The organism is Meridianimarinicoccus roseus (assembly GCF_003172915.1).
GTDB lineage: Bacteria > Pseudomonadota > Alphaproteobacteria > Rhodobacterales > Rhodobacteraceae > Meridianimarinicoccus > Meridianimarinicoccus roseus.
Genome location: NZ_QGKU01000002.1, coordinates 1 through 25,567, shown reverse-complemented (window position 1 = coordinate 25,567; position 25,567 = coordinate 1). Strand labels below are relative to the sequence as shown.

Annotated in this window: 21 protein-coding genes, 1 tRNA gene and 2 pseudogenes; 10 read left to right on the top strand and 14 right to left on the bottom strand. The window is 65.1% G+C overall.

Annotated elements, in window-relative coordinates; translation table 11 throughout:
* Window positions 1-197 precede the first annotated feature (197 nt).
* Window positions 198-2,027: a phosphogluconate dehydratase gene (gene edd, locus DKT77_RS00150; protein WP_109809715.1), complete on the top strand. Its 1,830-nt coding sequence runs from the start codon at window positions 198-200 to the stop codon at window positions 2,025-2,027.
* Between the two features lie 27 nt (window positions 2,028-2,054).
* The gene (gene eda, locus DKT77_RS00145) at window positions 2,055-2,699 is read left to right on the top strand and encodes a bifunctional 4-hydroxy-2-oxoglutarate aldolase/2-dehydro-3-deoxy-phosphogluconate aldolase (RefSeq protein ID WP_109809714.1); all 645 of its coding nucleotides are present in this window, start codon (window positions 2,055-2,057) and stop codon (window positions 2,697-2,699) included.
* A 6-nt stretch (window positions 2,700-2,705) separates the two neighbouring features.
* On the opposite strand, the gene DKT77_RS00140 is transcribed toward eda, so the two are convergent.
* Both DKT77_RS00140 and DKT77_RS00135 read right to left on the bottom strand, forming a co-directional pair.
* Window positions 2,706-2,978 (bottom strand): hypothetical protein, encoded by a 273-nt coding sequence (locus DKT77_RS00140; RefSeq protein WP_109809713.1) that lies wholly within the window; start codon window positions 2,976-2,978, stop codon window positions 2,706-2,708.
* Window positions 2,965-5,817, bottom strand: a complete 2,853-nt coding sequence (locus DKT77_RS00135; RefSeq protein WP_109809712.1) for a [protein-PII] uridylyltransferase family protein — start codon at window positions 5,815-5,817, stop codon at window positions 2,965-2,967. The genes DKT77_RS00140 and DKT77_RS00135 overlap by 14 nt, the downstream gene beginning before the upstream one ends.
* Window positions 5,818-6,004: 187 nt before the next feature.
* Between DKT77_RS00135 and DKT77_RS00130 the strand changes: the two genes are divergently transcribed.
* The 3 genes from DKT77_RS00130 (at window position 6,005) to DKT77_RS00120 (ending at window position 7,833) form a co-directional block, all read left to right on the top strand.
* A complete protein-coding gene (locus tag DKT77_RS00130) occupies window positions 6,005-6,388 on the top strand; it encodes a DUF2852 domain-containing protein (RefSeq protein WP_109809711.1) in 384 nt (127 codons plus the stop codon).
* Window positions 6,389-6,447: 59 nt separating this feature from the next.
* The gene (locus DKT77_RS00125) at window positions 6,448-6,906 is read left to right on the top strand and encodes an RDD family protein (protein WP_109809710.1); all 459 of its coding nucleotides are present in this window, start codon (window positions 6,448-6,450) and stop codon (window positions 6,904-6,906) included.
* A gap of 90 nt (window positions 6,907-6,996) precedes the next feature.
* Complete coding sequence (locus tag DKT77_RS00120) at window positions 6,997-7,833, top strand: arginyltransferase (RefSeq protein ID WP_109809709.1); 837 nt, start codon at window positions 6,997-6,999, stop codon at window positions 7,831-7,833.
* Window positions 7,834-8,036: 203 nt separating this feature from the next.
* Here DKT77_RS00120 and DKT77_RS00115 read toward each other — a convergent pair whose 3' ends face one another.
* From DKT77_RS00115 to DKT77_RS00105, 3 genes are all read right to left on the bottom strand, one after another.
* Window positions 8,037-10,397 carry a TRAP transporter large permease gene (locus DKT77_RS00115; protein ID WP_109809708.1) on the bottom strand — a complete coding sequence of 787 codons (2,361 nt, stop codon included), beginning with the start codon at window positions 10,395-10,397 and terminating at the stop codon, window positions 8,037-8,039.
* Window positions 10,398-10,412: 15 nt separating this feature from the next.
* Complete coding sequence (locus DKT77_RS00110) at window positions 10,413-11,309, bottom strand: TRAP transporter small permease subunit (protein ID WP_109809707.1); 897 nt, start codon at window positions 11,307-11,309, stop codon at window positions 10,413-10,415.
* A 66-nt stretch (window positions 11,310-11,375) separates the two neighbouring features.
* Complete coding sequence (locus DKT77_RS00105; protein ID WP_109809706.1) at window positions 11,376-12,464, bottom strand: TRAP transporter substrate-binding protein; 1,089 nt, start codon at window positions 12,462-12,464, stop codon at window positions 11,376-11,378.
* A gap of 294 nt (window positions 12,465-12,758) precedes the next feature.
* Here DKT77_RS00105 and DKT77_RS00100 point away from each other — a divergent pair, with 294 nt between their 5' ends.
* Both DKT77_RS00100 and DKT77_RS00095 read left to right on the top strand, forming a co-directional pair.
* Window positions 12,759-14,072 carry an HlyC/CorC family transporter gene (locus DKT77_RS00100; protein WP_109809705.1) on the top strand — a complete coding sequence of 438 codons (1,314 nt, stop codon included), beginning with the start codon at window positions 12,759-12,761 and terminating at the stop codon, window positions 14,070-14,072.
* A 342-nt stretch (window positions 14,073-14,414) separates the two neighbouring features.
* Entirely contained in the window at window positions 14,415-14,996 is a 582-nt protein-coding gene (locus tag DKT77_RS00095) for an invasion associated locus B family protein (protein WP_109809704.1), read from the top strand.
* A 21-nt stretch (window positions 14,997-15,017) separates the two neighbouring features.
* On the opposite strand, the gene DKT77_RS00090 is transcribed toward DKT77_RS00095, so the two are convergent.
* The 5 genes from DKT77_RS00090 to DKT77_RS20775 form a co-directional block, all read right to left on the bottom strand.
* Complete coding sequence (locus DKT77_RS00090; RefSeq protein ID WP_109809703.1) at window positions 15,018-16,226, bottom strand: beta-ketoacyl-[acyl-carrier-protein] synthase family protein; 1,209 nt, start codon at window positions 16,224-16,226, stop codon at window positions 15,018-15,020.
* The gene (locus DKT77_RS00085) at window positions 16,223-16,483 is read right to left on the bottom strand and encodes an acyl carrier protein (protein ID WP_109809702.1); all 261 of its coding nucleotides are present in this window, start codon (window positions 16,481-16,483) and stop codon (window positions 16,223-16,225) included. Before DKT77_RS00085 ends, DKT77_RS00090 begins: the two co-directional genes overlap by 4 nt.
* A gap of 30 nt (window positions 16,484-16,513) precedes the next feature.
* Window positions 16,514-17,605, bottom strand: coding sequence for a UDP-3-O-(3-hydroxymyristoyl)glucosamine N-acyltransferase (locus DKT77_RS00080; RefSeq protein ID WP_109809701.1), 1,092 nt, complete (start codon window positions 17,603-17,605; stop codon window positions 16,514-16,516).
* Between the two features lie 33 nt (window positions 17,606-17,638).
* The gene (locus DKT77_RS00075) at window positions 17,639-19,249 is read right to left on the bottom strand and encodes a L,D-transpeptidase family protein (protein WP_238547577.1); all 1,611 of its coding nucleotides are present in this window, start codon (window positions 19,247-19,249) and stop codon (window positions 17,639-17,641) included.
* Window positions 19,250-19,345: 96 nt separating this feature from the next.
* Window positions 19,346-19,618 (bottom strand): hypothetical protein, encoded by a 273-nt coding sequence (locus tag DKT77_RS20775; RefSeq protein ID WP_238547583.1) that lies wholly within the window; start codon window positions 19,616-19,618, stop codon window positions 19,346-19,348.
* Between DKT77_RS20775 and mepK the strand changes: the two genes are divergently transcribed.
* On the top strand, window positions 19,539-20,117 hold the full coding sequence (gene mepK, locus DKT77_RS00070) for a peptidoglycan L,D-endopeptidase MepK (RefSeq protein ID WP_109809700.1): 579 nt from the start codon (window positions 19,539-19,541) through the stop codon (window positions 20,115-20,117). The genes DKT77_RS20775 and mepK overlap by 80 nt on opposite strands.
* A 15-nt stretch (window positions 20,118-20,132) precedes the next feature.
* Here the strand turns inward: mepK and DKT77_RS00065 are convergent, their stop codons facing one another.
* Complete coding sequence (locus DKT77_RS00065) at window positions 20,133-21,452, bottom strand: ATP-binding protein (protein WP_109809699.1); 1,320 nt, start codon at window positions 21,450-21,452, stop codon at window positions 20,133-20,135.
* Between the two features lie 42 nt (window positions 21,453-21,494).
* Between DKT77_RS00065 and DKT77_RS00060 the strand changes: the two genes are divergently transcribed.
* Both DKT77_RS00060 and DKT77_RS00055 read left to right on the top strand, forming a co-directional pair.
* Complete coding sequence (locus tag DKT77_RS00060) at window positions 21,495-22,445, top strand: MBL fold metallo-hydrolase (RefSeq protein ID WP_109809698.1); 951 nt, start codon at window positions 21,495-21,497, stop codon at window positions 22,443-22,445.
* A gap of 26 nt (window positions 22,446-22,471) precedes the next feature.
* Window positions 22,472-22,546: transfer RNA gene (locus tag DKT77_RS00055), tRNA-Asn, on the top strand.
* A 485-nt stretch (window positions 22,547-23,031) separates the two neighbouring features.
* Here DKT77_RS00055 and DKT77_RS00050 read toward each other — a convergent pair.
* From DKT77_RS00050 to DKT77_RS00040, 3 genes and pseudogenes are all read right to left on the bottom strand, one after another.
* A pseudogene (locus DKT77_RS00050) lies at window positions 23,032-23,652 on the bottom strand (phage major capsid protein); the annotation flags it as partial.
* 66 nt (window positions 23,653-23,718) lie between these two features.
* Window positions 23,719-24,219, bottom strand: a pseudogene (locus DKT77_RS00045) (ISL3 family transposase); the annotation flags it as partial.
* Window positions 24,220-24,276: 57 nt separating this feature from the next.
* Window positions 24,277-25,473, bottom strand: coding sequence for an IS256 family transposase (locus tag DKT77_RS00040; protein ID WP_109809696.1), 1,197 nt, complete (start codon window positions 25,471-25,473; stop codon window positions 24,277-24,279).
* Window positions 25,474-25,567: the final 94 nt, after the last annotated feature.

Here is a 25,567-nt window from a genome sequence, read left to right as displayed (position 1 = left end):
GCGCAGTGTGGCGCGGGGCTCGGCAGGACTCCTAGGGGACTTCTACAGGACTCCTGCGCGATTCCGACAGGCCGATTGCGCCGCCCGATCGGCGGAACCCGGCCCGACTTTGCCGCAGGCGTCGTTTTGCGGTAGAAGTGATACCGCTAACATCCTATGGTGCGCGCATCCAACGTCTGACCGCAGAAAGGGACGACATGACACTCGACGCCACGATCGACAGAGTCACCGACCGTATCCGCGAACGCAGCCAAAAGACCCGCGCAGACTACCTTGCCCGGATGCGCCAGGCGGGCGAGAACGGCCCCGCCCGCGCGCATCTGAGCTGTGGCAACCAGGCCCATGCCTACGCCGCAATGGGCGACCAGAAACAATCGCTTGCAGAGGGACGTTCACCCAATCTGGGGATCGTGACCGCCTATAACGACATGCTTTCGGCACACCAGCCGTTCGAGGATTTCCCGAAGGCGATCCGCGCCGCCGCGCAGGCCGCAGGCGGCACCGCGCAGGTCGCGGGCGGCGTGCCGGCGATGTGCGATGGGGTTACCCAGGGCCAGCCCGGCATGGAGCTTTCGCTGTTCTCGCGCGACGTGATCGCGCTCGCCGCGGGCGTATCGCTCAGCCACAACACTTTCGATGCCGCCGCCTATCTTGGCGTGTGCGACAAGATCGTGCCCGGCCTCGTCATCGCCGCCGCCACCTTCGGGCATATCCCCGGGATTTTCATGCCCGCGGGTCCGATGACCAGCGGCCTGCCGAACGACGAAAAAGCCAAGGTCCGTCAGAAGTTTGCCACCGGGGAGGTCGGCCGCGACGAGCTTATGAAGGCGGAAATGGAGTCCTATCACGGGCCGGGCACCTGTACCTTCTACGGCACCGCGAACACCAACCAGATGCTGATGGAGTTCATGGGCCTGCACCTGCCCGGTGCCTCCTTCGTGAACCCCAACACGCCGCTGCGCGACGCGCTGACCGTCGCGGCCACGCAGCGCGCGTTGTCGATCACCGCGCTCGGCAACGACTACCGCCCGGTTTGCGAGATCCTCGATGAACGCGCCTTCGTGAACGGTCTCGTTGGCCTGATGGCGACCGGCGGCTCCACGAACCTCGTGATCCACCTGCCCGCCATGGCGCGCGCCGCCGGTGTCCTGCTGGACCTCAAGGATTTCGAGGATATCTCCGAAGCGACCCCGCTTCTGGCCAAGGTCTATCCCAACGGGCTGGCCGACGTGAACCATTTCCACGCCGCGGGCGGGCTCGGGTTCATGATCGCGCAGCTTCTGGACAGAGGACTGCTGCATCCCGATGCCAAGACGGTCGCGGGCGACGGGCTCGATCTTTACACCCGCGATCCCAAGCTCACCGATACCGGGCTGGACTGGGTGCCCGGCCCCAAGACGACGCTGAACGACAAGATCCTGCGCCCCGCCGCTGACCCGTTCCAGCAGTCGGGCGGGCTCAAGCAGCTGTCGGGCAATCTCGGACGCGGCGTGATGAAGGTGTCCGCGGTCGCCCCCGAACGTCATGTGATCGAGGCCCCGGCCCGGGTATTCCACGACCAGGAGGCGGTCAAGACCGCGTTCAAGGCCGGGGAATTCACCACGGATACTGTGGTCGTCGTGCGTTTCCAGGGACCGCGCGCCAACGGGATGCCGGAACTTCACAGCCTGACCCCGACCCTCGCCGTGCTGCAGGATCGCGGGCTGAAGGTGGCGCTGGTGACCGACGGGCGGATGTCGGGCGCGTCCGGCAAGGTGCCGGCCTGCATCCATGTCGCGCCAGAGGCGACCGAGGGCGGCACGCTGGCCAAGATCCGCGATGGCGACCTGATCCGCGTTGATGCCGTCGCCGGCGTGCTTGAAGTTCTGGCCGACGGCGTGGACGACCGGCCCGCCGCGCAACCCGACCTGACCGGCAACGCCTTCGGGCTGGGCCGCGAGTTGTTTTCAGCCTTCCGCGATGTCGTCGGCCCGGCCAGCGCCGGGGCCAGTGTCGTGGTTCCCTGCGAAGACCCTGAAATCGCGTAACTACCGCCCTACGAGGACCAGACAGTCATGACCCCCGAAACCGCAAGCGAACGCCTTATCGGCGTGGCCCGCAAGGCCCCCGTCATCCCCGTTCTGGTGGTCGAGGACGCGGGCAGCGCCCGCGATCTCGCGCAGGCCCTGGTGGCCGGCGGGCTTTATGCGCTGGAAATCACCCTGCGCACACCGCAGGCGCTTGATGCGATCCGCGCCATGTCGGACGTGCCCGGCGCGATCGTCGGCGCAGGCACTTTGCTCACGCCGGACGACGCGCGCCGCGCGCAGGACGCGGGCGCGACCTTCGGTGTTTCGCCCGGCAGTTCCGACCGGCTTCTTGACGCGTGCGAGGCGATCGACCTTCCGATGCTGCCCGGCGCCGCCACGGCAACCGAGGCGATGGCCCTGCTGGAACGCGGCTACAGCTTCCAGAAGTTCTTCCCGGCTGAGTCGATCGGAGGCGCGCCCGCGCTGAAATCGCTTGCCGCGCCGCTGCCGCAGATCACCTTCTGCCCCACCGGTGGCGTCTCTCTCGCCAATGCCGCCACCTATCTGAGCCTGCCGAACACCGTTTGCGTGGGCGGGTCCTGGGTCGCGCCGAAGCACATGGTCGGCGCGGGCGACTGGGACGGCATCACGAGGCTGTCGGCCGAAGCGGCGTCGCTGATGGTCGCCTGACAGCGCTCAGCCCGTGCGGCCAGACCGGCCGCCCCGGCGCCCTGTGCGCGCCGGGCGGGCCTGCCCCTCGCGCAGCACCGCCGTCATCGGATGGTCGGGATGCGCGGGTGCGTGGCGCGCAAGGAGCGCCGCGATCAACGGCGCCGGCCCGTCCGGCCCGCTATCCGTGCTGAGGGCCCAGTCAAGAAAGATCGACCGGCATTGCGACGGATCGATCCCCTCGATCCGGTAGCTTTCCGCGATCACACCCTTCGGGTCGATCGGATCACGTGCCGCCATGCCCAGCCCCTTCTGTCGTGGGGCCGGACCCTGCATCGTCCTGCCCGCTGCGCCCTTCCTTCGGATCGCGGGCCGCCGCCAGCGCTACATCGATGACATCGGCCGCGCGCGTGCAGGCCCGCTTGATCGACTCTTCCAAAGTTTCAAGATCCGGCTGGCCGGTATCGCGCAGCAGCATCGCCCGCCCGCCATGCCCCAGCTTCGCCGGATCAAGCGGCTGATCCGTCAGCAGCCGCGCCACCGACTTGACCCGCGTCAGCAGGTCATGCGCTGCGGCCAGCGCCTTTCGCGCTCCCGCATCCACCAGCGCGCTGTCCAGCGCCAACTGGTCCGGCACCTGCCGCACCGGGGCGCCGACCGCCAGCGCCAGAAGCTGGGCGAAAAGTTCGATATCCTGAAGCCCGCCGGGGCCGTTCGACACGTCCCACGCGTCGGCGCGGGGCTTGGCACCGGCCAACCGCGCGCGCATGTCGGCCAGATCGCGGCACAGCACTGACGGCGCACGCGCCTCGGCCAGGATCTCCAGCCGGAAGGCCTCCACGTCCTCGGCCAGCGAGGACGCGCCTGCGACCACGCGCGCACGGGTCAGCGCCAGGTGTTCCCAGGTCCAGGCCTCACCGCGCTGGTAGTTGCGAAACGCCGACCAGCCCGCCGCGGCCGGACCCTGCCGCCCCGACGGGCGCAGCCGCATGTCCACCTCGTAAAGCGAGCCCGCCGCCGTCTTGGCTGACAGCGCGGTGATCAGCGCCTTGGTCAGCCGCGCATAGTAGGTCCGGGCGGGCAGCGGCTTGCGCCCGGTCGATTCGGCATCCGGATCGGCGTCGTAGATCACAATCAGATCAAGGTCGGACCCGGCGCTCAGCGACCGCGCGCCGAGGCTGCCCATACCCAGCACCACCGCACCACGCCCCGGCAGCGCGCCGTGCTTGGTGGCGAATTCCGCGCAGGTCGCCTCCCAGATGCCCGAAACGCTGGCCTGTGCCAGATCGGAATACTCCGACGCTGCCTCCTGCGGGCCGATCAGGCCGCGCAGATGGTGCACGCCGACGCGAAAATGCCAGTCCTTCATCCAGTAGCGCGCGGTGTCGAGCTGCCGTTCGAAATCCAGCTCCGGGTTGGCAAGCCGTTCGACCAGGTCACCGCTCAGCGCATCAAGGCCCGGCCAGCCTTCGAAGAAGGCGCCGCCGATCACTGCGTCCAGCACCCCCGGATGCTCGGACAGGTAGCGTGCCAGCGCCGGCGCAGTGGACGATATGTCAACCATCAGGTCAATCAGCTGCGGGTTGGCCTCAAACAGGGAAAACACCTGAACTCCGGCAGGCAAGCCCTTGAGAAATCCGTCGAACTGCAGGATCGCCTCGTCCGGGCGCGCGGCCCTGTCGAACCCCTTGAGCAGCCGTGGAAGGATGCGTTCGAACAGCCCGCGCGCGCGCTTGGACCGCAGCGCGGGGTATTTCTGCCATTCCTCGACAAGCCGCTCGGCCGTCTCGCTCATCGGCGGCGGCGCGTCCGGCGCGGCGGGCGCGAAGAAATCCTCTGTGCTGTCGTGAACCCGCGCCAGCAGCGTGGTGATCTCGGCCCGCAGGGCGCGCACATCGCCGCTGCCGGTGAAATCGGCCAGCCGCTGCCAGTCGTCCGCGCTGCGCGGCAGGTGGTGGGTCTGCGCGTCCTGCACCATCTGCACCCGGTGCTCCAACTCGCGCAGGCGGACGTAATCGGCATCCAGCGCCGCCGCTTCGCCCGGTGCGACCCAGCCAAGTTCCACCAGTCTCGACAACGCCTTGCGCGTGCCGCGCACCCGAAGTTTCGGCTCCCGACCGCCCGCAATCAACTGGCGGATCTGCGCGAAGAACTCGATCTCGCGGATACCGCCGGGGCACAGCTTCAGGTTGCGCCCATCCAGCCCCGCACCGGGCTGGCCCTTATGCGCGCGGATCTTCTGGCGAATGTCGTGCGCGTCCTGGACGGTGGTGAAATCCAGATGGCGGCGCCAGATGAACGGCCGGATCTCCTGCAGGAAGCGCTTGCCCGCCACGATGTCGCCCGCCGCAGGACGCGCCTTGATAAAGGCCTGCCGTTCCCAGGTGCGGCCCAGCCCCTCGTAATACCGCTCGGCGGCTGCGAAGGACACGGCGACCGGCGTCGCCGAAGGGTCCGGCCGCAGCCGCAGGTCGGTGCGAAACACGTAACCCGCGCCGGTCATGTCCGAAAGCAGCGCCATCGCGCGGCGCACCGCCTTGACGAAGATCATCCGCGCGACCGGCAGATCAGCGGCGTCGAACCGGGTGTCGTCGAACAGACAGATCAGGTCGATATCCGAGGAATAGTTCAACTCCCCCGCGCCCATCTTGCCCATCGCCAGAACCACGAGCCCGGCAGCATCCGGCAGGTCCGCATCGGATTGACCCGGCAACTTGCCTCGCTCCAGGTCGCGGATCAGCGCTGTCTTTATGGCGACATCGGTGGCGCGGTCGGCCAGCCGCGTCAGCGCGCCGGTCACGTCGTCGAGGCCCCAGACACCGCCCAGATCGGCCAGCCCGGCCAGCAACGCGATCCGCTGCTTGGCCAGCCGCAGCGCCGGGCCGACATCGGCCTCCGCACCGGGCTCCAGCGCGTCGATCACGGCATCGATCGCGGCACCGGGGTCGTCCTCGAGAGCACCCTCCAGCCAGTCCGCCTGCCGCGCCATCAGCCCGGCAAGGTAGGGGCTGCACCCAGCCGTGCCCTCCAGCAGCGCGCGCGCCTCCCCGTGCGCCCAGCCCAGTGGCGCAAGCGCGTCGGCGGCCCGGTCAGGGTCATGCGGTATGGGACAGCGGGTGATGCGGCTTGAAAATGACATGGGCGCACAATGGGCACCGCGCGCGGGGCGGTCAACGCCCGCCTGCGATGCCGAACGCGTCTTCGGCCGCCGTCATACAAAAAATGTAAAATCATTTCACATCACCCCTTGAACCGTCGGGCCTTCATCCCGATCTCGGTGATGTGAAAGGCATTCACATAGCAACCCTCTGAACACGGAGACACCGATGAGCACTGTCGCTACCTGGCCCTCGGCCGCCGAAACCTGGCTCGATCAGCGCGGAAAAGGCGCCTGGATCGCGGCCATGGTCCTTGGTTTCATCTTCTTCTGGCCCGTCGGCCTTGCCCTGCTGGCCTACATGATCTGGAGTAAACGCATGTTCAAAAGCTGCGGCCACCGCGCCCGTCACGCCACGCACACCTTCAAGTCCTCCGGCAACAGCGCGTTCGATGCTTACAAGGCCGACACGCTGCGCCGCCTCGAAGAGGAACAGGACAGCTTCCAGGAATTCCTGAAGCGCCTGCGCGACGCAAAGGACAAGGCCGAATTCGACCAGTTCATGGAAGACCGTTCCCGCGGCGCCGGTTCCTCCGCCCCGCAGGACGCCTGACCCAACTCTGCCGCCGCGGCCTGATTGCAGGCCGCGGCTACTTCTGACACGAGAGTCCCATGACCCACACGGATGCCGCAGACGCCCTGCCCGACCCCGACTTCCATCCCGAATTCTATGCCGACACCACGATCAAGCGGTTCGTCGCATGGCTGGTGGACACGGTCCTGATCACCCTCATTACGCTTCTGGCAATCCCGCTCACGGCCTTCATCGGGCTGTTTTTCCTTGCCGGACTCTACCTCCTGGTGGGGCTGGTCTATCGCACCGTGTCGCTGACGCGCTGGTCGGCCACGCCCGGAATGCGCCTCATGGCGGTGGAACTGCGCCAGTTGAACGGCGCGCGGTTCGACCTCGGCATGGCTCTGCTGCACACCGGCGCCTACATGGTCATGATGACGATATTCGTGCTTCAGGCGATCTCGATCATCCTGATGATGACCGGCAGCCGTGGCCAGGGCCTGCACGATCACCTTCTCGGGACAGCGGCCCTGAACCAAGCCGCCGTTCGGAGATGATCTTTTAAGCTTGTGACGAAAAGATGACGCATGCGGGGCTTGGCGCGCCCCGGCGCCGTTGCTAGTTTCGGGGCGAGTCAGAGGGCAGAAATGCGTCATACACTTCCGATTGCACCGCAGTTCTACGTGACTGCGCCGCAGCCTTGCCCGTATCTCGCGGGCAGGATGGAACGGAAGTTGTTCACCGCCCTGCAAGGCGATTTCGCCGAAACGCTCAACGATTCGCTTTCAAAGCAGGGCTTCCGGCGCTCGCAGAACGTGCTTTACCGGCCATCCTGCGCCGATTGCACGGCTTGCATGTCAGCGCGTATCCGGGTTGCGGACTTCGTGCCCAGCCGGGGACAGCGCCGCACCCTGAACCGCAACGCCGACCTGACCCGAAAGGTCAATTCACCCTGGGCGACCGAGGAACAGTTCGCGCTGTTCCGCCGGTATCTTGACAGCCGCCATGCCGAGGGCGGGATGGCCGACATGGACATCTTCGAATTCGCCGCAATGGTGGAAGAAACACCGGTAAAGTCACGGGTCATCGAATACGATCACGCGCGCGCGCCCGGCATGGCGCGGGGCGATCTTGCGGCGGTGTGCCTGACCGACATGCTCGATGACGGGCTGAGCCTTGTATATTCCTTCTATGATCCCGGCGCGGCGCGGCGCAGCCTCGGCACGCATGTGATCCTCGACCATGTGACGCTCGCGCGCGAGGCGGGACTGCCCTATGTCTATCTCGGCTACTGGGTGCCCGGCAGTCCAAAGATGGGCTACAAGGCCGGCTTTTCCGCGCTTGAGATCTACAAGGGCGGAGCGTGGCAGGATATTGGCAATCCCGAGGATCACGACACCGAAACGCATCCGCTTTCGGTGGACCCGATCGCCGAACAGGTCGCCCGGATCAACCTGCCCGACACGATGACCGGCCGAAGCTGATCCGCACCGTCCCGACCCTCCGGGCGGGGCCAGCCCAACCGCACGACATCCGGTAACTTCACATCAATCCTCGCGGCGCATCCGCCCGAGACTTTTGCCCTGTGCAGCTTGCGCGAACCGAAGCCCCGATAGGGCGCGGCCGTGGGACCGCGCAACTCCTACCGGACGCCTGCATTTTTCCGACACGCCTCCGGCGCTTTGTTTCAGCCGCCCAAAAGGTCTGGCACAATGGTTACCACGCCCGGGAAGGTCCACAGCAGCAGCAGCCCGGCCACCTGGATGAGCACGAAGGGCAGCACCCCCTGGTAGATGTGCTTCGTCGTGACCTCCGGCGGGGCGACCCCTCGAAGATAGAACAGCGCAAAGCCGAAGGGCGGCGTCAGGAAACTGGTCTGAAGGTTCACCGCGATCATGATGGTCACCCATTTCGGGTCCATCGTGCCGCCATAGATCACCGGCCCCACGATGGGCACGACGATGTAGATGATCTCAAGGAAATCAAGCACGAAGCCCAAGATGAACAGCACCAGCATGACGATCAGGAAGACCACCATCTCGTTGTCGAAGCTGCGCAGGAACTGCTGGATGTAATGCTCGCCCCCGAAAGAGATCACGACGAGGTTAAGCACCTGGCTGCCGATCAGGATTGTAAAGACCATCGACGTGACCTTGGCTGTCTCGCGCACGACCGGGCCCAGAACACCGCCGCGCAGCAGCACCCAGCAACTGTAGAGGATGCCGAAGATCGCGAAGTGATAGGTCACCTGCGCCACGGCGAAGGCCAGATACTCCTCGAACGCCACCTCCGCCCGGCTCATCCGCAGATCGAAGTTCACGCCGACAAGGATCATCACCACCAGCGCGAAGGACGCCTGGATGATCAGCTTGCCGGATTTCTGCTCGTCGCTCAGCTTGCGGTAGGCGGCAAGCATGATCGCACCCGCCGCCCCAAGCGCCGCCGCCGGCGTGGGGTTGGTGATACCACCTAGGATCGAGCCGAGCACTGCCACGATCAGGATCAGCGGCGGAAAGACCACGCGCAGCAATTCGTTCGCGGCCAGCCGCTGCACCGCGGTGCGCGCGCCGTAAAGCACGACAAGCGTGGGGATAAGCAGCAGCATGAAGGCCGCACCCTCGGTCATCTGCGGTCCGATCAGAAGCCAGTCCACCGCGAAGGCGAGCGCCACTCCGCCCAGCCCTATCAGCAGCGGACGGGCCTCGGCGGTCGGGTCGATCCCGCGCGCAGTGGTCATCGCCAGCGCGAGGATCAGGTAGAGCGTGACAAGCTGCGGACTTAGCGGCGGCGCGGTCGCGATCAGTTCGGCACGCAGGTCAGCTATTTCCTCGGGCGTGCGCGCCACGCTTTCGGTTTGCCCGCCCGCGTCGGCGATGGCCTGCTGTTCGGCCACAGCGGTATCCCATGCGTCCTGCCCGTGCAGGTCGATCATAGCAGCCTGACACTGTTCGGATACGTTGGTCCTTAGCGACGCGCCCTCGGATGCATCCGTGAAACTATCCACGATCAGGCTTTGCGAGCCGATGATCCCCGCCTGCCCCAGCAGGATCGCGCCACCGATCAGCGCGGCGGGCACCGCGGCGAACCATGTCAGCGTTTCCTCGCGGGTGCGCGGCGTGCCGCTTGCGGCATCGTCCTCGGACACGACGGACGGCGCGTGGCGCGGATCGTACAGCGCGAAGGCAAGCGCATAGACGGCATAAAGAACGGCCAGCAGCACGCCCGGCAGGATCGCGGCCTGAAACAGCGTGCCGACCGACACAACCGCGGGCTCGCCCAGATAGGTCAGCGCGTCCGAACAGCCCAGCGACTGCGCCCGCTGTTCCTGCGCCGCGGAATAAAGATCACCGGCCAACGTGCCCAGCAGAACGATAACGATGGAGGGCGGGATGATCTGGCCGAGCGTGCCGGATGCCGCGATGACCCCGGTGGCCAGTTGCGGCGAATACCCGGCGCGCAGCATCGTGGGCAGCGACAGCAGCCCCATCGTGACGACCGTCGCTCCGACGATGCCTGTCGAGGCGGCAAGGAACGCGCCGACTGCGACGACAGATACTGCAAGCCCTCCCGGCAGCGGGCCGAACACACGCGCCATGGTGGTCAGCAGGTCGTTCGCGATGCGCGAGCGTTCGAGCGTGATGCCCATCATCACGAACATCAGAACGGCAAGCAGCGTCTCGATGCTCTGGCCCGCGAAAACCCGTTCGTTCATCCGGTTCACGATAAAGGACAGGTTGCGGTCCATCGCCATTTCCCAGCCCCCCGGAAAGACCGGGGTTTCGACCCTTGGCAGGTCCGGGAAACGGAATTGCGAGATGACCGACGGGTTCACCCCGTCCGCGACAAGCGCGCGATACGCGTCCGACCCGGTGTCCACCGCCTGATGGATCAGAAGGCCTGCGCTGTCCAGCGCCGCGATGATCCCGAAGCTGAGGATACCCGCGCCGCCGATTGCGAAAGCGACCGGGAAGCCCGTCATGATCCCGCCGAACAGGCACAGAAACACGATGATCAGGCCGACCTCGACCCCGTCCAGACCGAATAACATACCGCGTTCCCCGCCCTAGTGGATGTCAGCCGTGCGCTCGGCGATCTCGTCGCCAAGTACGTCGGCATCGTGGTACCGCCCGTCGGCTTCCTCACCTTCGAGCAGTTCCAGCAGATTTCGATAGAAGAAGGCCAGCGCCTGGATCAGCATCATCGCCACGAAGGCGACGATCAGCATCTTGAACAGGAAGTAGCCGTTGAAGCCGTTGGGCGAGAAGCTGTAGGTTTCCACGTTCCATTTCAGCACGCGCGCCTTGCGCAGCAGCGCATCGATCGTATCGGAGGCCGAAATCTTCGGCGTGATAAGGTGCCGCCACAGGAAGAACCAGGCATACATCCATGTCACGACCAGCACCGGCACCATGAACAACAGGCACCCGGCCATGTCGATGATCTTCTTGGTGCGGCGCGAAACCGACCCGTAGACCAGATCGACCCGCACGTGCCCGCCTTGGATGAAGGTGTAGGCGCAACACAGTGCGACGATCATCGCGTTGTAAAGCTTGAGTTCCTCTGAGTACCAGCTGAGCGACTTGGTGAATACGCTGCCGAACGGGCCGACCGAGATTTCCGAGACAAGGAAGATGCGCTGAAGGAATACGATCAGCGTTTGCTGAAGCACCATCAGAAGACCCGCCCAGGCGAACAACCGCCCGACGGAGTTACCGAAGGCTTCCGCTCCGCGCACGAAGCCCCATAGCAAGGGCCGGTAGGCCAGCCCGGCGCCGGTCAGCACCAGCACCAGCGCGAAGACCGCGAAGAACAGTTCGACCGACCCGCCATAATAGGCAAAGCGCATGATCGCTTGAGAGTCCGACCAATTGAGCCAAGAAGCGGGATGAGTCAGTGCATAGGCGGTGTTGTAAAGGCCCATCACCGTGTTGATGACAAGCCAGAGGAAACCGTCAAGCATCGCGTCCTCCGATGGTCAGGGTGGCCCGCACCGCGCCTTGCGCGGAACGGAGCGGGCCGGATCGCGTCAGAGGCTGGCCAGAACGCGGTTGCGCTGTGCGGTGTAGGCGCTGTCGGACTGGGACATCCAGTTCGACGAAGATGCCATCGCCGCCATCACGTGGTCGTGTACGTCGGCAAAGATCTCGTCATCCATGAAGCTGCCCAGAACCGTCTGCGATGCAGCGCCAAACGCGTCCCAGATCTCGTTCGAGAACTGATAGGTCTTGACGCCTCCGTCCATCAGCCGCTGCAGCGCCGGGCCGTTGTTGGCGATGAACAGCGCGTAGTTGTGCTGGTGCGCCTCTCCGGCCGACACCTCGATCGCGCGCTGCTGGGTCGGGGTGAGGCTGTTGAACACGTCGAGGTTGACCCCGACAGACAGCGCCGCGCCCGGCTCGTGGAACCCGGCCGGGTAGTAGAAGTCGCAGACCTCCTGCAGACCAAGCCGTTCGTCGGACCACGGACCGATCCACTCGGTGCCGTCCAGCGCGCCGGTAGACAGGGCTTGGTAGATCTCGCCGCCCGGAAGAACCTGAACCGATGATCCCATTTCTGTCAGCACCTGGCCGCCAAGACCCGGCATGCGGAACTTGAGGCCCTGAAAATCCTCGGGCGTCTTCATTTCGCGGCGGAACCAGCCACCACCCTGCGCCGCGGTCTGCCCGGCGATGAACGGCCGCACACCGAAGATCTCGCCCAGTTCGTGGTGCTTGGCCATGCCGCCCTGACCGTAGTACCATGTCATGAGTTCCGGCGCGGTCATGCCGAAGGGCACCGCTGTGAAGAACGCCCAGGCCGGGTGCTGGCCGGTCCAGTAGTAGTCCGCACCGTGATAGATGTCAGCCTGCCCGGCGGTCACGGCATCAAAGGATTCCAGTGCGCCGACAAGCTCACCCGCGCCCTTCGGCTCCACCACGAGCGTGCCGCCCGAGATGTCGTTCACGTTCTGCGCGAAGCGTTCCACCGAGTCCCAGACGCCCGCCAAGCCGCGCGGCCAGGTCGTGACCATCGACAGAGTGCGCGTGCCCTGCGCAATCGCGGGCGCCGCCAGCGTCGTGGCCGCGGCGGCCCCACCGCCAAGCGCGGAATTCTTCAGGAATGAGCGACGATCCATAAGTAACCTCCCAGTTCTATGGTGCATCCGATGCAACGGCAGCCGGACGGACAGAGTGCCGCGACCCTACCGATTTGCAAAGCGAGAGCAAACGCAAAATGCAAGAAAATGACCCATAACCGTGCGGAAACCGTGCATTTCTTGCGCGGCCAGAAAACGGCATCCGGGCCAGTGAATGATCTGACCACACCGCGGGCAAGTGCCGCCCGCGCAGGCAGGCCCGCGGCTCCCTTGCGGGCGCGGGACGGCACCCCCATAACAGCGGCAGATTTGGTTGAAACAGGGATATGAGTGATGGACACCGGCACTGCCTTCGACGCGGCCTTCTGGGTGACCGCTTCAGCGATTTTCCTGCTGCTGATCTGCTCGGCCTTGTTCTCAGGCTCCGAGACGGCGCTGACCGCGGCCTCGCGCGGCAAGCTGCGCAGCATGTCCGACGACGGCTCGCGCGGGGCCGGGCTCGCGCTGAAGCTGACCGAGGACAGCGAGCGGCTGATTGGGTCGATCCTGCTGGGCAACAACATCGCCAACATCCTCGCCACGTCACTTGCCACCGCGCTTTTCACACGCACGCTGGGCGAAAGCGGCGTTGCGGCAGCGACGCTCGTGATGACCGTGCTGGTGCTGGTCTTCGCCGAGGTTCTTCCGAAAACCTACGCCATTTCCAATTCCGAGAAGGCCGCGACGCTGGCCGCGCCGCTGATCAGCCTCGTTGTGCGTACAATGGCGCCGCCTGTCGCTGTGGTGCGGATTATCGTGCGCGGGGTGCTGGGCCTTGTCGGGGTGCCCGTGGACCCGACCCGCAACGTTCTGTCGATCCGCGAAGAGATCGTGGGAACGCTGACGCTCGGCCATTCCGAGGGCGTATTCGAGAAAGAGGACCGGGATCGCCTTCTCGGTGCGCTCGACCTCGGCGACCGCACGGTGGAGGAGATCATGCGCCACCGGTCCAGCATCGAGATGATCGACGCGGATACACCGGCGCCGGACGTGGTGGCGCAAGCGCTGCAATCACCGCACACCCGCCTTCCTGTCTATAAGGACGATCCCGAAAACATCATCGGCGTGATCCATGCCAAGGACCTTCTGCGCGCCGTGCATGACCGGATCGAGGGCGGCGATGCGGGCCTGTTGGAATTCGACATCATGTCGGTGGCGCGCAAACCCTATTTCGTGCCGGAAACCACGACGCTGGACGACCAGATGCGCCAGTTTCTGAAGCGGCACACGCATTTCGCGCTGGTGGTGGACGAATACGGCGATCTGCAAGGCTTGATCACCCTGGAGGACATTCTCGAAGAGATCGTCGGCGAGATCACGGACGAATTCGACACCGGCGCCGATCACATGATCGTTAAGACAGGTGATGGGAAGTACCTTGTCGACGGTGCCATGACGATCCGCGATCTGAACCGCGCACGCGACTGGACGTTGCCGGACGAGGCTGCGAACACGATTGCGGGCTTCGTGATCCACGAGGCACAGATGATCCCGCGGGTCGGCCAGGTGTTCATCTTCCATGGCTTCCGGTTCGAGGTCATGGCCCGCGAAAACAACAGGATAACGCGGCTGAAGATTTCGCCTGTCGGCGCGGCGTCGCGCGGCTGACGCACCGGCGGCGAGCGCCGCTGCCACGGATTGTTAACCCCTTGGCCCTACGGTCGGTCTGTCGCATGGCCGTTTTGGCCTTGTGGTGTTCCCTCCCTGTTGGACTGGCCGTGCCCTCGGGTGCGGCCTTTTTTCGATCCCTCTTGGAAACCGCCGGAAAACCCTGTTGACGGGTGCGACGAGTCGCCGTAGCGTGACGATCACAAGACGTCGGCCAGTCCGACAGGGAGAAAAAAATATAACGAAAAAGGGTCCTTAAGGGCCCTTTTTTAATGTCGGCCAGGAGCGGGCCGCGCAGGCCGCCCGTCCGTATCCCGCCGCGAAAATAGGCAGAAAGGCAGCATGTCTGTGACAAAAAACCACCCAAAGTTGATTACTGCTGTTTTCTTCGGCATCGCCGCCGCGCTTGCGCCCGGGCTTTCCGTCGCGCAGCAGGGCGGACAGCCGCAGGTCGCCCCCAGCCGGGCCGACGCGCAACTTGGTCAGCCCTACAATCTTGGCACCTTCGAGGACTGGAGTGTGCGCTGCGTTCGGGCCGAGGATGAGCGCCAGGACCCTTGCGAGATGAACCAGCTTCTGACCAGCGCGGACGGCAACCCGACTGCAGAAATCAACCTCTTCACTGTCGGCCAGACCGAAGTTGAGGCCGGAGCAACAGTGATCACACCGCTTGAAACGCTGCTCCCGCGCGGGCTGCGCATGTCGGTCGATGGTGGCGAGGCGCGCAGCTACCCGTTCCAGCTGTGTACGCGGCAGGGTTGTGTGGCGCAGATCGGCCTTCGCCCGGGCGAGGTCGAGGCCCTTAAGGCAGGCTCGACGGCGGTGCTGACGATCTTTCCCGCCGCTGCCCCCGACACACCGGTGGAATTGACCGTTTCGCTGGCCGGGTTCACCGCTGCCTACACGATGCTGAGCCTGCCCTGACCGCTGCGCGCTGCGGCGGGATCAGATCCGTCGCAGCGCCAGGACGGCGTTGAGTCCGCCGAAGGCGAAGGCATTGGACAGCACGACGCTGACATCCGCCTCGCGGGCGGTGTTCGGCACCACGTCGAGCGCACATTCCGGGTCCGGCTCCTCGTAGCCGATGGTCGGTGCGATCACCCCATCCCGCAGCGCCATGATGCAGGCCAGCAGTTCGATCGCGCCGGTGCCGCCGATCACGTGGCCATGCATCGACTTGGTGGACGAGATCATCAGGCTGTCGGCATGGGGTCCGAACACATCCGCCACGGCGGCGCATTCGGTCTTGTCGTTGGCGGCGGTTCCGGTGCCGTGCGCATTGATATAGCCCACATCGGACAGCGAAACGCGCGCATCCTGCACCGCCCCCTTGATCGCGCGCGCCGCCCCTTGCTTGGACGGCATCACGATATCGGCCGCATCGGACGTCATTGCGAAACCGATCACCTCCGCCAGGATCTCCGCGCCTCGAGCGCGGGCGTGTTCATATTCCTCGAAGACGAAGATCGCAGCGCCCTCGCCCTGCACCATGCCGTTGCGGTTGGCCGAAAACGGGCGACACGCATCGCGCGACATCACGCGCAGCCCCTCCCATGCCTTCACCCCGCCAAAGCACAGCATGGATTCGGACCCACCGGTCACCATGACCGTGGCCGCGCCGCCCCGGATCATGTGAAACGCCTGCCCCATCGCGTGGTTGGAGGACGCGCAGGCGGTGGCGACCGTGAAACTGGGTCCCTTGAGATTGTAGTTCATGCAGACATGGCTGCAGGCGGCGTTGTTCATCAGCTTGGGCACGACGAAGGGATGGACCCGGTTCTTGCCGTCCTCATAGACCGAGCGGTAGTTCTCGTCCGAGGTTTGCATCCCGCCGCCGGCAGTGCCCAGCACGACCCCGCTTTGCGCCGCAAGATCGCCCGCGAAGCTGAGCCCGGACTGACCGATCGCCTCGGCGGCTGCGATCAGCGTGAACTGCGTGAACCGGTCGTAGAGCGCGATCTGTTGGCGGTTGAAATGCGCTTCCGGATCATAGCCCAGCACCTGCCCGCCGATGCGGATCGCCAGCCGGTCCACATCGCGGATATCGAGCGGCCCGATCCCGCAGCGTCCTTCGCGCATCGCCTCCAGCGTTTCGGGAACAGTGCCGCCAAGGGCGTTGACCGTGCCCTGCCCGGTGATGACGACACGCTTCATGCGGATTGCTGCGCCACCAGCCCTTCGACCGCGGCGATGATGGCCGCGACACTCGAAATGTCGAAATCGCTGTCTTCGGGATTGTTCGCGTTGAAGGGAACCTGGATATCGAACTCCTCCTCGATGGCGAAGATGCTCTCCACCAGGCCGAGGCTGTCGATCCCGAGGTCGTCCAGCGTCTTGTCCGGCGTGACCTCGGCTACGTCCATCACCGCCTGTTCCGCGATGATCCGGGTTACCCTGTCCTTCACGTTCATCTTGCTTCTCCCGCCGATCGCTTCGGCGATTTAGTCATTCTGGCCCGGCTTGGGAACCGCTTTCTTGAGCGCGGCGACATCCCGCAGCAGCCGCGGCAGACGGCGCAGGGCCTTGTAGGTCTCAAGGTTCGTGCTCATCTTCACGGCCGGATTTCCAAGCACCACGCGGCCTGCCGGCACGTTGGTGAAGATCTTGGCTGCGCCCCCCGCCAGCACGTCATCGCCGATGAATATGTTGTCGTTCACGCCGACCTTGCCGGCAAGCACGACGCGGTCACCCAGGCGGCTCGATCCGGCGATCCCTGCCATCGAACAGATCATGCAATCCTCGCCGACCGTGACATTGTGGCCAATCTGGACATGGTTGTCGATTTTCGTGCCGCGGCCGATGACAGTGGCCCGGATCGTTCCGCGGTCGATGCTGCTGCACGCACCGACCTCCACGTCGTCGCCGATCTCCACGCTTCCGAGCGAATGGAGGCGCGTCCATTCCTGCGGGTCTGGCTCGATCTGGTCCAGAAGCCCGTCGCGGACCCGTTCCACAGAGGACGGGCGTTCGGTCACGAAGGCGAAGCCGTCGGCACCGATGGTGCAGTTGGGATGCAGGATCACCCGGTCGCCGATCTGCGCGCCGCCCGAGATCCGCGCACCCGAATGGATCAGAACGTCGGCGCCGATCCGCGTGCCTTCGGCAATGCTGACATGGGACGCGATGCGCGCGCGCGCCCCGATGCGGACCCCTGAGCCGATCACGACCAGAGGCCCGATGCTGGCGTCCGGCCCGATCTCGGCCGAAGGATCGATCACGGCGGTGGGGTGGATACCTGGCGCAATCTCGGGACCGGGATCGAAGAGCCGCGACAGATGCGCCATCGCCAGCCGCGGCCGGGTCACGAACAGAGCGGTCTCAAGCCCGTAGGTCGCCCGGTCCGCCCCTTCGTACAGGATCGCCGCGCGAGCCAGCCCTTGGGGCAGTCCCTCGGCGTATTTCGGGCTCATCGCCAGCGCAAGCTGGTCCGCTCCGCAACGGGCCGGTTCGGCCGCGCCCGTGATCTCGATCTCGGGGTTGCCGTCCAGCCGTGCCGAAAGAGCCTCGGCCACATTGGAAAGGGGGATACGCATGCCTGCTCCGTGGATGATGATCCTGGGGCCGGTTTAGCCCCCGACGGCGCGAAGCGAAACCCCGGCCTTGGTAAGCGCCGAGAAGACCAGAGCGTCCCGCCCGTAGATGTCGGGCCGGTACTGCGCCGGGCCGCGCGGCTGCGCGATGGCCGTGCGATAGACGAGATGCACGCGTGGCGGATTCTCGAGTCGCAGGACGTTCTCGCGACCGGTGGCCAGACGCTGTTTGAACAGAGCTTCGGGGTTCGAGGTCTGCCCGCGCAGCAGCGCGTAGGCGAAGTCGAACGGGTCCGCCAGCCGAATGCACCCGTGGCTGTAGGCCCTTTGCCCGCGCGCGAACAGCGACTTGTGAGGCGTGTCGTGCAGGTAGATGTTGTGGGTGTTCGGGAACATGAACTTCACCAGACCCAGCGCGTTGCCGTCATTGGGCGGTTCCTTCAGCCGGTAAGGGAAGTTCGACGCGCTGTAGCTGGCGAAATCCACCGAGCCGCGCGACACGCGGTTCCCATTACGGTCCAGCAGTTGCAGGTGCGACACGGCGTTCGGGTTTTGCTGCAGCATCGGCAGGTATTCCCGCGTAGTGATCGAATGCGGCACGTTCCAGGTCGGGTTGATGACCATGAACTCCATCACGTCCGAAAACTCGGGCGTGCGGTGGGTGCGCCGGTTCTGGCCGACCACCGACCGTGTTTCGAAGGTCACGCGACCGTTTTCGATCAGGCGGGCATGGAAGTCGGGGATGTTGACCCAGACATGCCGCTTGCCCAAGGGGTAGTTCATCCAGCGTTCGCGTTCCATTGCAACGACAACCTGCGACAGGCGCTCCGCCGCGGTCTTGTTCAACTCGGCCATTGTGCCGGGGCCGACGACCCCATCGGGTGCCAGCCCGTGATCGCGCTGGTAGCGGGCGACCTCCTGCTGCAGGTCTGCGTCGAACGCCGTGGAACTGCCGCCCCGTCCGTAACCAAGACGTGCGAGCCGCGCGCGCAATACAGGCACCTGAGCCGACGACTGGCCGAGTTTCAACGTACCGCCGGTGACCTTCTGTCCCCAGCCACCCGCGCCGATCACTTTCTCCAGTCGGGTCTTTTCGGTCATCAGTTGCGCGTATTGGTCCGATCGCGGCGGCAACGAGCGCAGGAAGGCCGCCGGCGACGATTTCACGAAAGCATCGAGCGTGCCGACCTGCCCGCGGCGCGGCGCGGCGCGGTCGATTTCGGACGTCACGCGCGAGGGTTCAAGTATGCCGGATTGCACGTCACGGGCATAGTCGGCGAATGCCCGCGAGAGCGCTGCTTCCAGCTTGGCGCGCTGCGCCACACCGGAGGCCGACCGCACGGCCCGGGCAAGTTCGTCGCCGCGATAGCTGGCCACCGGCAAAGCGTGATCCCCTGCATCGCGCAGCGCCGCAAGGAACGCATCGGTGCGGCGCCGTTCGCCCGACGTGCCGCCGACCCAGATCGGCGCATAGTTGCGGGCGGCGTAGAACTCGCGTAAGATCGCATCCCCAGAGACCTCAGCCGCGATGGATTGCCTGAGCGCATCGGCCGATTGCGCCGCCGCGCCTGTGACGGACATGACCGCCCCAAGCGCCGCGCCGACAAGGAGCGCGGCCCGAAACCGCCCTGCGAGTGCCTGCATCATTGCCAAATCCTTCCCTCAAACATGCATGCAGTATGCAAGGTCCACCCTGCCCCACCAATCACAAACACTTCCCTTACCTGCGGCCAAGCGGCCCTGTCACCTTCCCGCAACGCTGAAGAAACAATCACCCGCCCGCCAAATCGGCAAGAAGCCGCCGATCACGGCAGGGTAGAAAGGCGTCACCGCTGCAACCCGGTTGGAGCTTGGTAAATCTTGTGTCACAAGCCCGTTTGTGGGATGCTTCTTAAAACGGCTGCGAAATGCGGCGAAAAGACGAGGCAGTACAGGCATGACTTTTTCCAGCCCGGCGGGTTCCTCCCGCCTGACAAGGCGCGGCGTTCTTGCGGCATTCGCAGCAACAGCGGTCACGGCGGCTCCGGCCCAAGCAGGACTATTCGGTTTCCTAAGAGGCGGCGGCGATGTTCGGCGCATCCGGATGTATTCCGGGCGGACCGGCGAATCCATTGATATGATCTACTGGGTGGACGGGAAATACGTGAAACCCGCACTTGAAGAAATCTCGCACTTCATGCGCGACTGGCGGGATAACGCCACCCGCCCGATCGACACCCGCACCATCGATATCATGGCGGCCTCGCACGCTCTTATGGACGTGGACGAACCCTACCTTCTTCTGTCGGGCTACCGCACGCCACACACGAATGCGATGCTGCGCAGCCGTTCCGGCGGGGCAGCGCGCAATTCGCTGCACATGAAAGGCCAGGCGGCCGACCTGCGCCTCAAGAGCCGCAGCGTGAAACAGATGGCGGCCGCCGCGCAGGCTTGCTCCGCCGGGGGTGTCGGCAAGTACTACCGTTCCAACTTCGTGCACATGGATTGCGGTCCGACCCGCAGCTGGACCGGCTGAGTCTACGGCATCGATTCAGATCGCAAGAACCAGATCGGCGCAGAGTCCGCCAAGGCGGGTGCTCTGCCCAAGTTGAAGCCGTCCGCCATGCTTGCGGGCGATATCGGCGGCGATGGCCAGCCCTAGCCCGACCCCGGTTGTGCTGTTCTGGTTGCGCGCCGGATCAAGCCGCATAAATGGCTTCAACGCATCTTCGCGCCGCGCCTCCGGGATCCCGGGCCCGTCATCCTCGACCCTGATCCGCACCGCGCCGGGCAGTTGCTCAAGCCGCACGCAGGCGCAGGTGCCGTAGCGCACGGCGTTTCCCAGAAGATTTTCCAGAGCGCGGGTGACAGCCAGCGGCCGCAGATCGATCATCCCGGTCTCCACTGCAGTTTCCAGCTCGATCCGGTGGCCCGATCTGGCGGTATCCTCGATCGTGCGCCGCACCAGCGCTGTCAGGTCCGTCGGCACAGCATCGTCCAGCGCATCTCCCCGCGCGAAATTTAGGAACTCGTCCACCAGCCGCTGCATGTCGCGCACATCGCGCAGCATCGCCTCCGTGTCCTCAGTCTCGTCCATCATCGACAGCGCGAGCTTGAGCCGCGTCAGCGGGGTGCGCAGGTCGTGGCTGATACCGGACAGCATCAGCGTGCGCTGTTCGATCTGTCTCTCGATGCGTGCGCGCATGTCGAGGAACGCGGCCCCCGCCTGCCGCACCTCCATCGCCCCGGCCACGTGATAGGGCACCTGCCGACCCTTTCCGAACGCATCCGCAGCCCGCGCCAGTCGGCGGATCGGCCGAAGCTGGTTGCGCAGGAACACGAAGGAGATCATCGTCATCAGAATACCGGTAAAGATCATCAGCACCAGAAGTTGGTGCGGGTTCGACGCCGACACCCGGCTGCGTTGCAGGCGCAATTCGACCGGCCCGTGCACCGTGTCCACCGTCAGCCGCACCTGGCGGTGATTGGTCACAAGGTCCACGCGCATCAGCCCCGGCAGCCGTCCGCGCAGCACATCGACCACCACACGGCCAGACAGGTCGTAGAACCGTCGCCGGTCGCCTTCCGCACCCTCAATCGGGTCGGTGACCCCGATCTGAAGCGCCCCGCCAAGCCCCCGGCCCACGTCTTGCGCTTGTTGCGCCGTTTCGGCTGCATTCAACTGACCGACAAGGAACTGGGTCTCGATCAGGACATTGCGGGTCATCTGCGCGGTAACCCCCTCGAAATGGCGCTGGATGAAAACCACCGACACCACGAGTTGCAGCGTCAGCACCGGAAGAATTAGGATCAGCGCGGCTCGCCCATACAGGCTGTGCGGCATCCAGCGTTTGAGTAGCAACCCCAGCATGGGTATAGCAGATCACGTCGCCTGACGGGGGGAAAGCGGGAAATGCATGCAGAGGATTTCAACCCTGTGCCGGGCAAGCCCGACCAGATCGCGCCTGAGCTGCAACGCGTTCTTGCGCCCAATCCCGGTCCGATGACATGGCGTGGCACGAACACCTACCTGCTGGGCACCCGCGGGGTGGCGGTGATCGACCCGGGGCCTGACGACCCCGCGCATCTGGACGCGATCCTCGGCGCTTTGGGTCCGCACAGGCATGTCAGCCACATCTTCGTCACCCATGCACATATCGACCATGCGCCGCTCGCCCGCACGCTCTCGGCGCACACCGGTGCGCCTGTTCTGGCCTATGGCGATGCGGGCGCCGGGCGCAGCGACGTGATGCTGGCACTGGTGGCGCGCGGCCTGCTTAGCGGGGGCGAAGGCGTCGATACCGGATTCCGGCCGGACCGCGCCCTGTCCGATGGGGCCGAAACGGTCGGCGATGGATGGACCCTGACCGCACATTGGACGCCGGGCCACATGGGCAACCACATGGTCTTCGCCTGGCAGGACGCCGTCTTCTCCGGCGATCTTGTGATGGGATGGTCCAGTTCGCTCGTCTCGCCACCTGACGGCGACATGACAGATTTCATGGCGTCCTGCGTGCGCCTCCATGCGCGCGCCCCGCGCGTCCTCTATCCGGGGCATGGTGCGCCGGTCCGCCGCCCAGCGGAACGGATCGCGGAACTGGTCGCTCACAGGCGTGCCCGCGAGGCTGCGCTGCTGGCAGCGCTGGCCGAGGGACCTGGTGACCTCGCGCGCCTGACCGAAAGGGTCTATGGCGATCTCGCCTCTGTCCTGATCCCCGCCGCGCAACGCAACACCTTAGCGCATCTTGTGGATCTGCACAAACGCGGGGCCATATGTGCCGCACCGGAACTTCAAGATGACGCCGTCTTCGCCTTGGTCCGCAAAGACGACAAAAAAACGACAAATGCCTCTGGACGCTCCTGAACCGCGTTGCTATAGCGCCCCTGTGTTCCGGCGTAGCTCAGCGGTAGAGCAGTTGACTGTTAATCAATTGGTCGTAGGTTCGATCCCTACCGCCGGAGCCACAAAACCCCAAGTTATCAACTAGATACACCCGCGCCAGAAGGCGTGATCTAGGGTGGTTTTTGGGCGTGTCACCCGATTTGTCACGCCGCAGCAGCGTGCTTGTCACCAGTGCCGGAATCGCCCCCTTTTGGTCTCCGTGCGGTCATTCTGCCACTTCGATAAGCTTGCAACACCGCTGCCGGGTCCACCTGCGCCAACTGGCAAACCATCTCGAAGTCTGGCGTGCCCGGCCAATCGGTCTCGCGCCCTCTTGCTGCGTCACGCAAACCCGACACGAGCACAAACCGCCAAAGGTGAAGATCCGGGTTTATCATCGCGCACCCTTTTGCCATGAAAAAGGGCAGGCCCGAAGGCCCGCCCCTGCGCCACCCGCCCCCAGGAGCGGGGCTGCAACGCTGCCGGTTTTTTTTTGCAGGCGGCACTCCTGGCTTATCCGCAGCCGCAAATCGCTGCCATCGTGGCAAACCCCCTGCGGCAAGGGTTCTTAGGAAGGATTGGAACCCAGAACGAGCGCCTTGACTGCCTCCGGGTTCGTCAGCGCCCCGCCCACGCGCTTGGAAACGTAAAATTTCACATTGCCCGGCGACGTGAACGGGTCACGAATGACCTGCATCCCGGTGCGATCAACGACCGTGTAAGCCTCGGCAAAGTTGCCGAAAAGCATCGCGACCGTATCAGCCGCAGGCGTATCCATGTCCTCGGCCAAGAAAACCGGATAGCCCAACAGCCGATCGGGCACGCCCTCAGAAAGCGACGGTTGAAAGTAGAACCGGCTTTGACTGTCCTTCAGGTCGCGGACAAGATTGCGCTCCGCGCGCGGCATCATCCATGCTGCACCCGGCAAATATTCCGCCTTCAGGCTGTCCACCACGTCGCCGATCGTTTCAACAGCGGTCGAGCCCATCGCGCCATCTGCGCCCGTGTAGATCGCGCCGATTTCATACGCCGAAGGGTCGGAACCCCACGCAAAACTCTCATCCGGCGTGGTTCCGTAAGTCAGCATCCCGAAAGGTTCGCCGCTGCCGCTGCCCTTGAAAAAGCCAGCATTCTCCTGCCGGGCAAATCGGGCCGCAATCTTGCCCATCAACCAGCCCTCAACATCGAAAGCGCTGTCATCATGTCAATCAGCATCCAAAATTGGCTCTGACTCAAAGTTGATGTACCTTTTCAACTATGATGCCGCGACAAGCCGAGCCTTGAGCAGGTCGATATTCGCGCGACCATACATCTGGCGTTTCAGGGTCTTCAGGCGATTGATCTGACCCTCGGTCTGCCCGTTCGACCAAGGTTCCCGCAACGCGGCGGCAACTGCGGCCTGGTCGCTACGAAGGCCACGGGCGAATGATGAGAGCATGCTCTCCTCGGCTTCGTCCAGCCAGGCGGCCAAGGCATTCTCACGGGCGTTTCGCACCATGTCAGTGAAACGGTCGGTCAGTTCCCGGGCTGTTGCCAGCGCTGGTAGCGCCGCTTCGATCCGCGCGACCTGGATTGCATCGGCACGGTTCAGATGATCCCGTCCCATGGTCAGGAGCCGCGCAATCCTTCGGGCAGGTGGCGACTTTCTTATTCCGGACGGCACCGCTTGTTCGGCGCGGCGCTGGCGTGTCGCCCACTCGCCGACGACCCGGAGACTACCTTGAAATCCATCAGCCCGTAACCGGCGCCAGAGTTCGGGTAGTGCCCCGCGGCGTGGTGTAAGAGGGCCGGCCTTCGGAGAGGCTCGAGTTGGTCAGGTCGCCACGGCGGGCAGTCTGACGTTGTGAGTATCGGTGATGCGGGCCAGCGACTCCAGCCCCATGTAACGGCGCGCGACGGCCCACTCGTCGTTGGTTTCGATCATCAGCGCGCCGACCAGACGGATGATGGCCGCGTCGTTCGGAAAGATCCCGACGACATTGGAACGGCGCTTGATCTCCTTGTTGACGCGCTCAAGCGGGTTGGTCGAGCTGATCTGCGCCCAGTGCTCCCTGGGGAAGTCCATGTAGGCGAGCACGTCGTCGCGGGAGGCGTCCATCATGGCGCCGAGCCGGTCATTCTTCTCACGGAGGGCGTCGGCGATGGCGTCCCACTGGGTCTCCGCCTCGGCCTTGGTCTCCTGGGCGAAGATCGTCTTGAGCATTGCGGCCACGGCGGTGCGGCTCTTGGCCGGGGCATGGGCGAGCGCGTTTCTGAGCCAGTGCACGCGACACCGTTGGTGGGTCGCATCGAACACTCGGCGGGCTGCGGCCCTGAGCCCCTTGTGATCGTCGGCCACGACGAGCTTCACGCCGCGCAGGCCGCGATCGGCGAGAGAGCGCAGGAAGCCAGTCCAGAACGTCTCCGCCTCGGAGGGGCCGGTGGCGACGCCGAGCACCTCGCGTCGGCCGTCCCCGTTGACCGCCACCGCGATTATTACGGCACGGCTGATGATCCGGCCGTTCTCGCGCACCCGGATGTAGGTTGCATCGAGCCAGAGATAGGGCCAGGCGCCCTCGAGAGGCCGGGTGAGGAATGCCAGCACGCGCTCGTCGATCTCGGCGCAGAGCCGACTCACCTGGCTCTTAGACACGCCACTCCCGCCCATGGCACGCACCAGATCGTCCACGGCGCGCGTCGAGACGCCGTGCACATAGGCTTCCTGGATGACGGCCACGAGGGCCTTCTCCGCCGTCCTGCGCGGTTCGAGAAAGCTCGGGAAGTAGCTGCCCTTGCGCAGCTTCGGGATCGCCAGGTCGATCCGGCCGGCGCGGGTCTCCCAGCCTCTCTCGCGGTATCCATTGCGCTGCGTGGTGCGCGCCGGTGTGCGCGTTCCTTTTGGCGCGCCCGTCGCAGCCTCGACCTCCATCTCCATCAGCCGCTCGGCGGCATAGGCGAGCATGTCGCGGACGAGATCCTCGTCGGCGGACTTCTCCACCAGCTCCATCAGGGTCATTCTATCGTCGGTCATCGTCGTCTCCGGTTCGGTTCCAGGTTTCGCAACCCGAACCTTCTCCGAAGACCGGCGATGGCCGCCAGCGTCACCGCCGGCCGCGCGCTGCGCT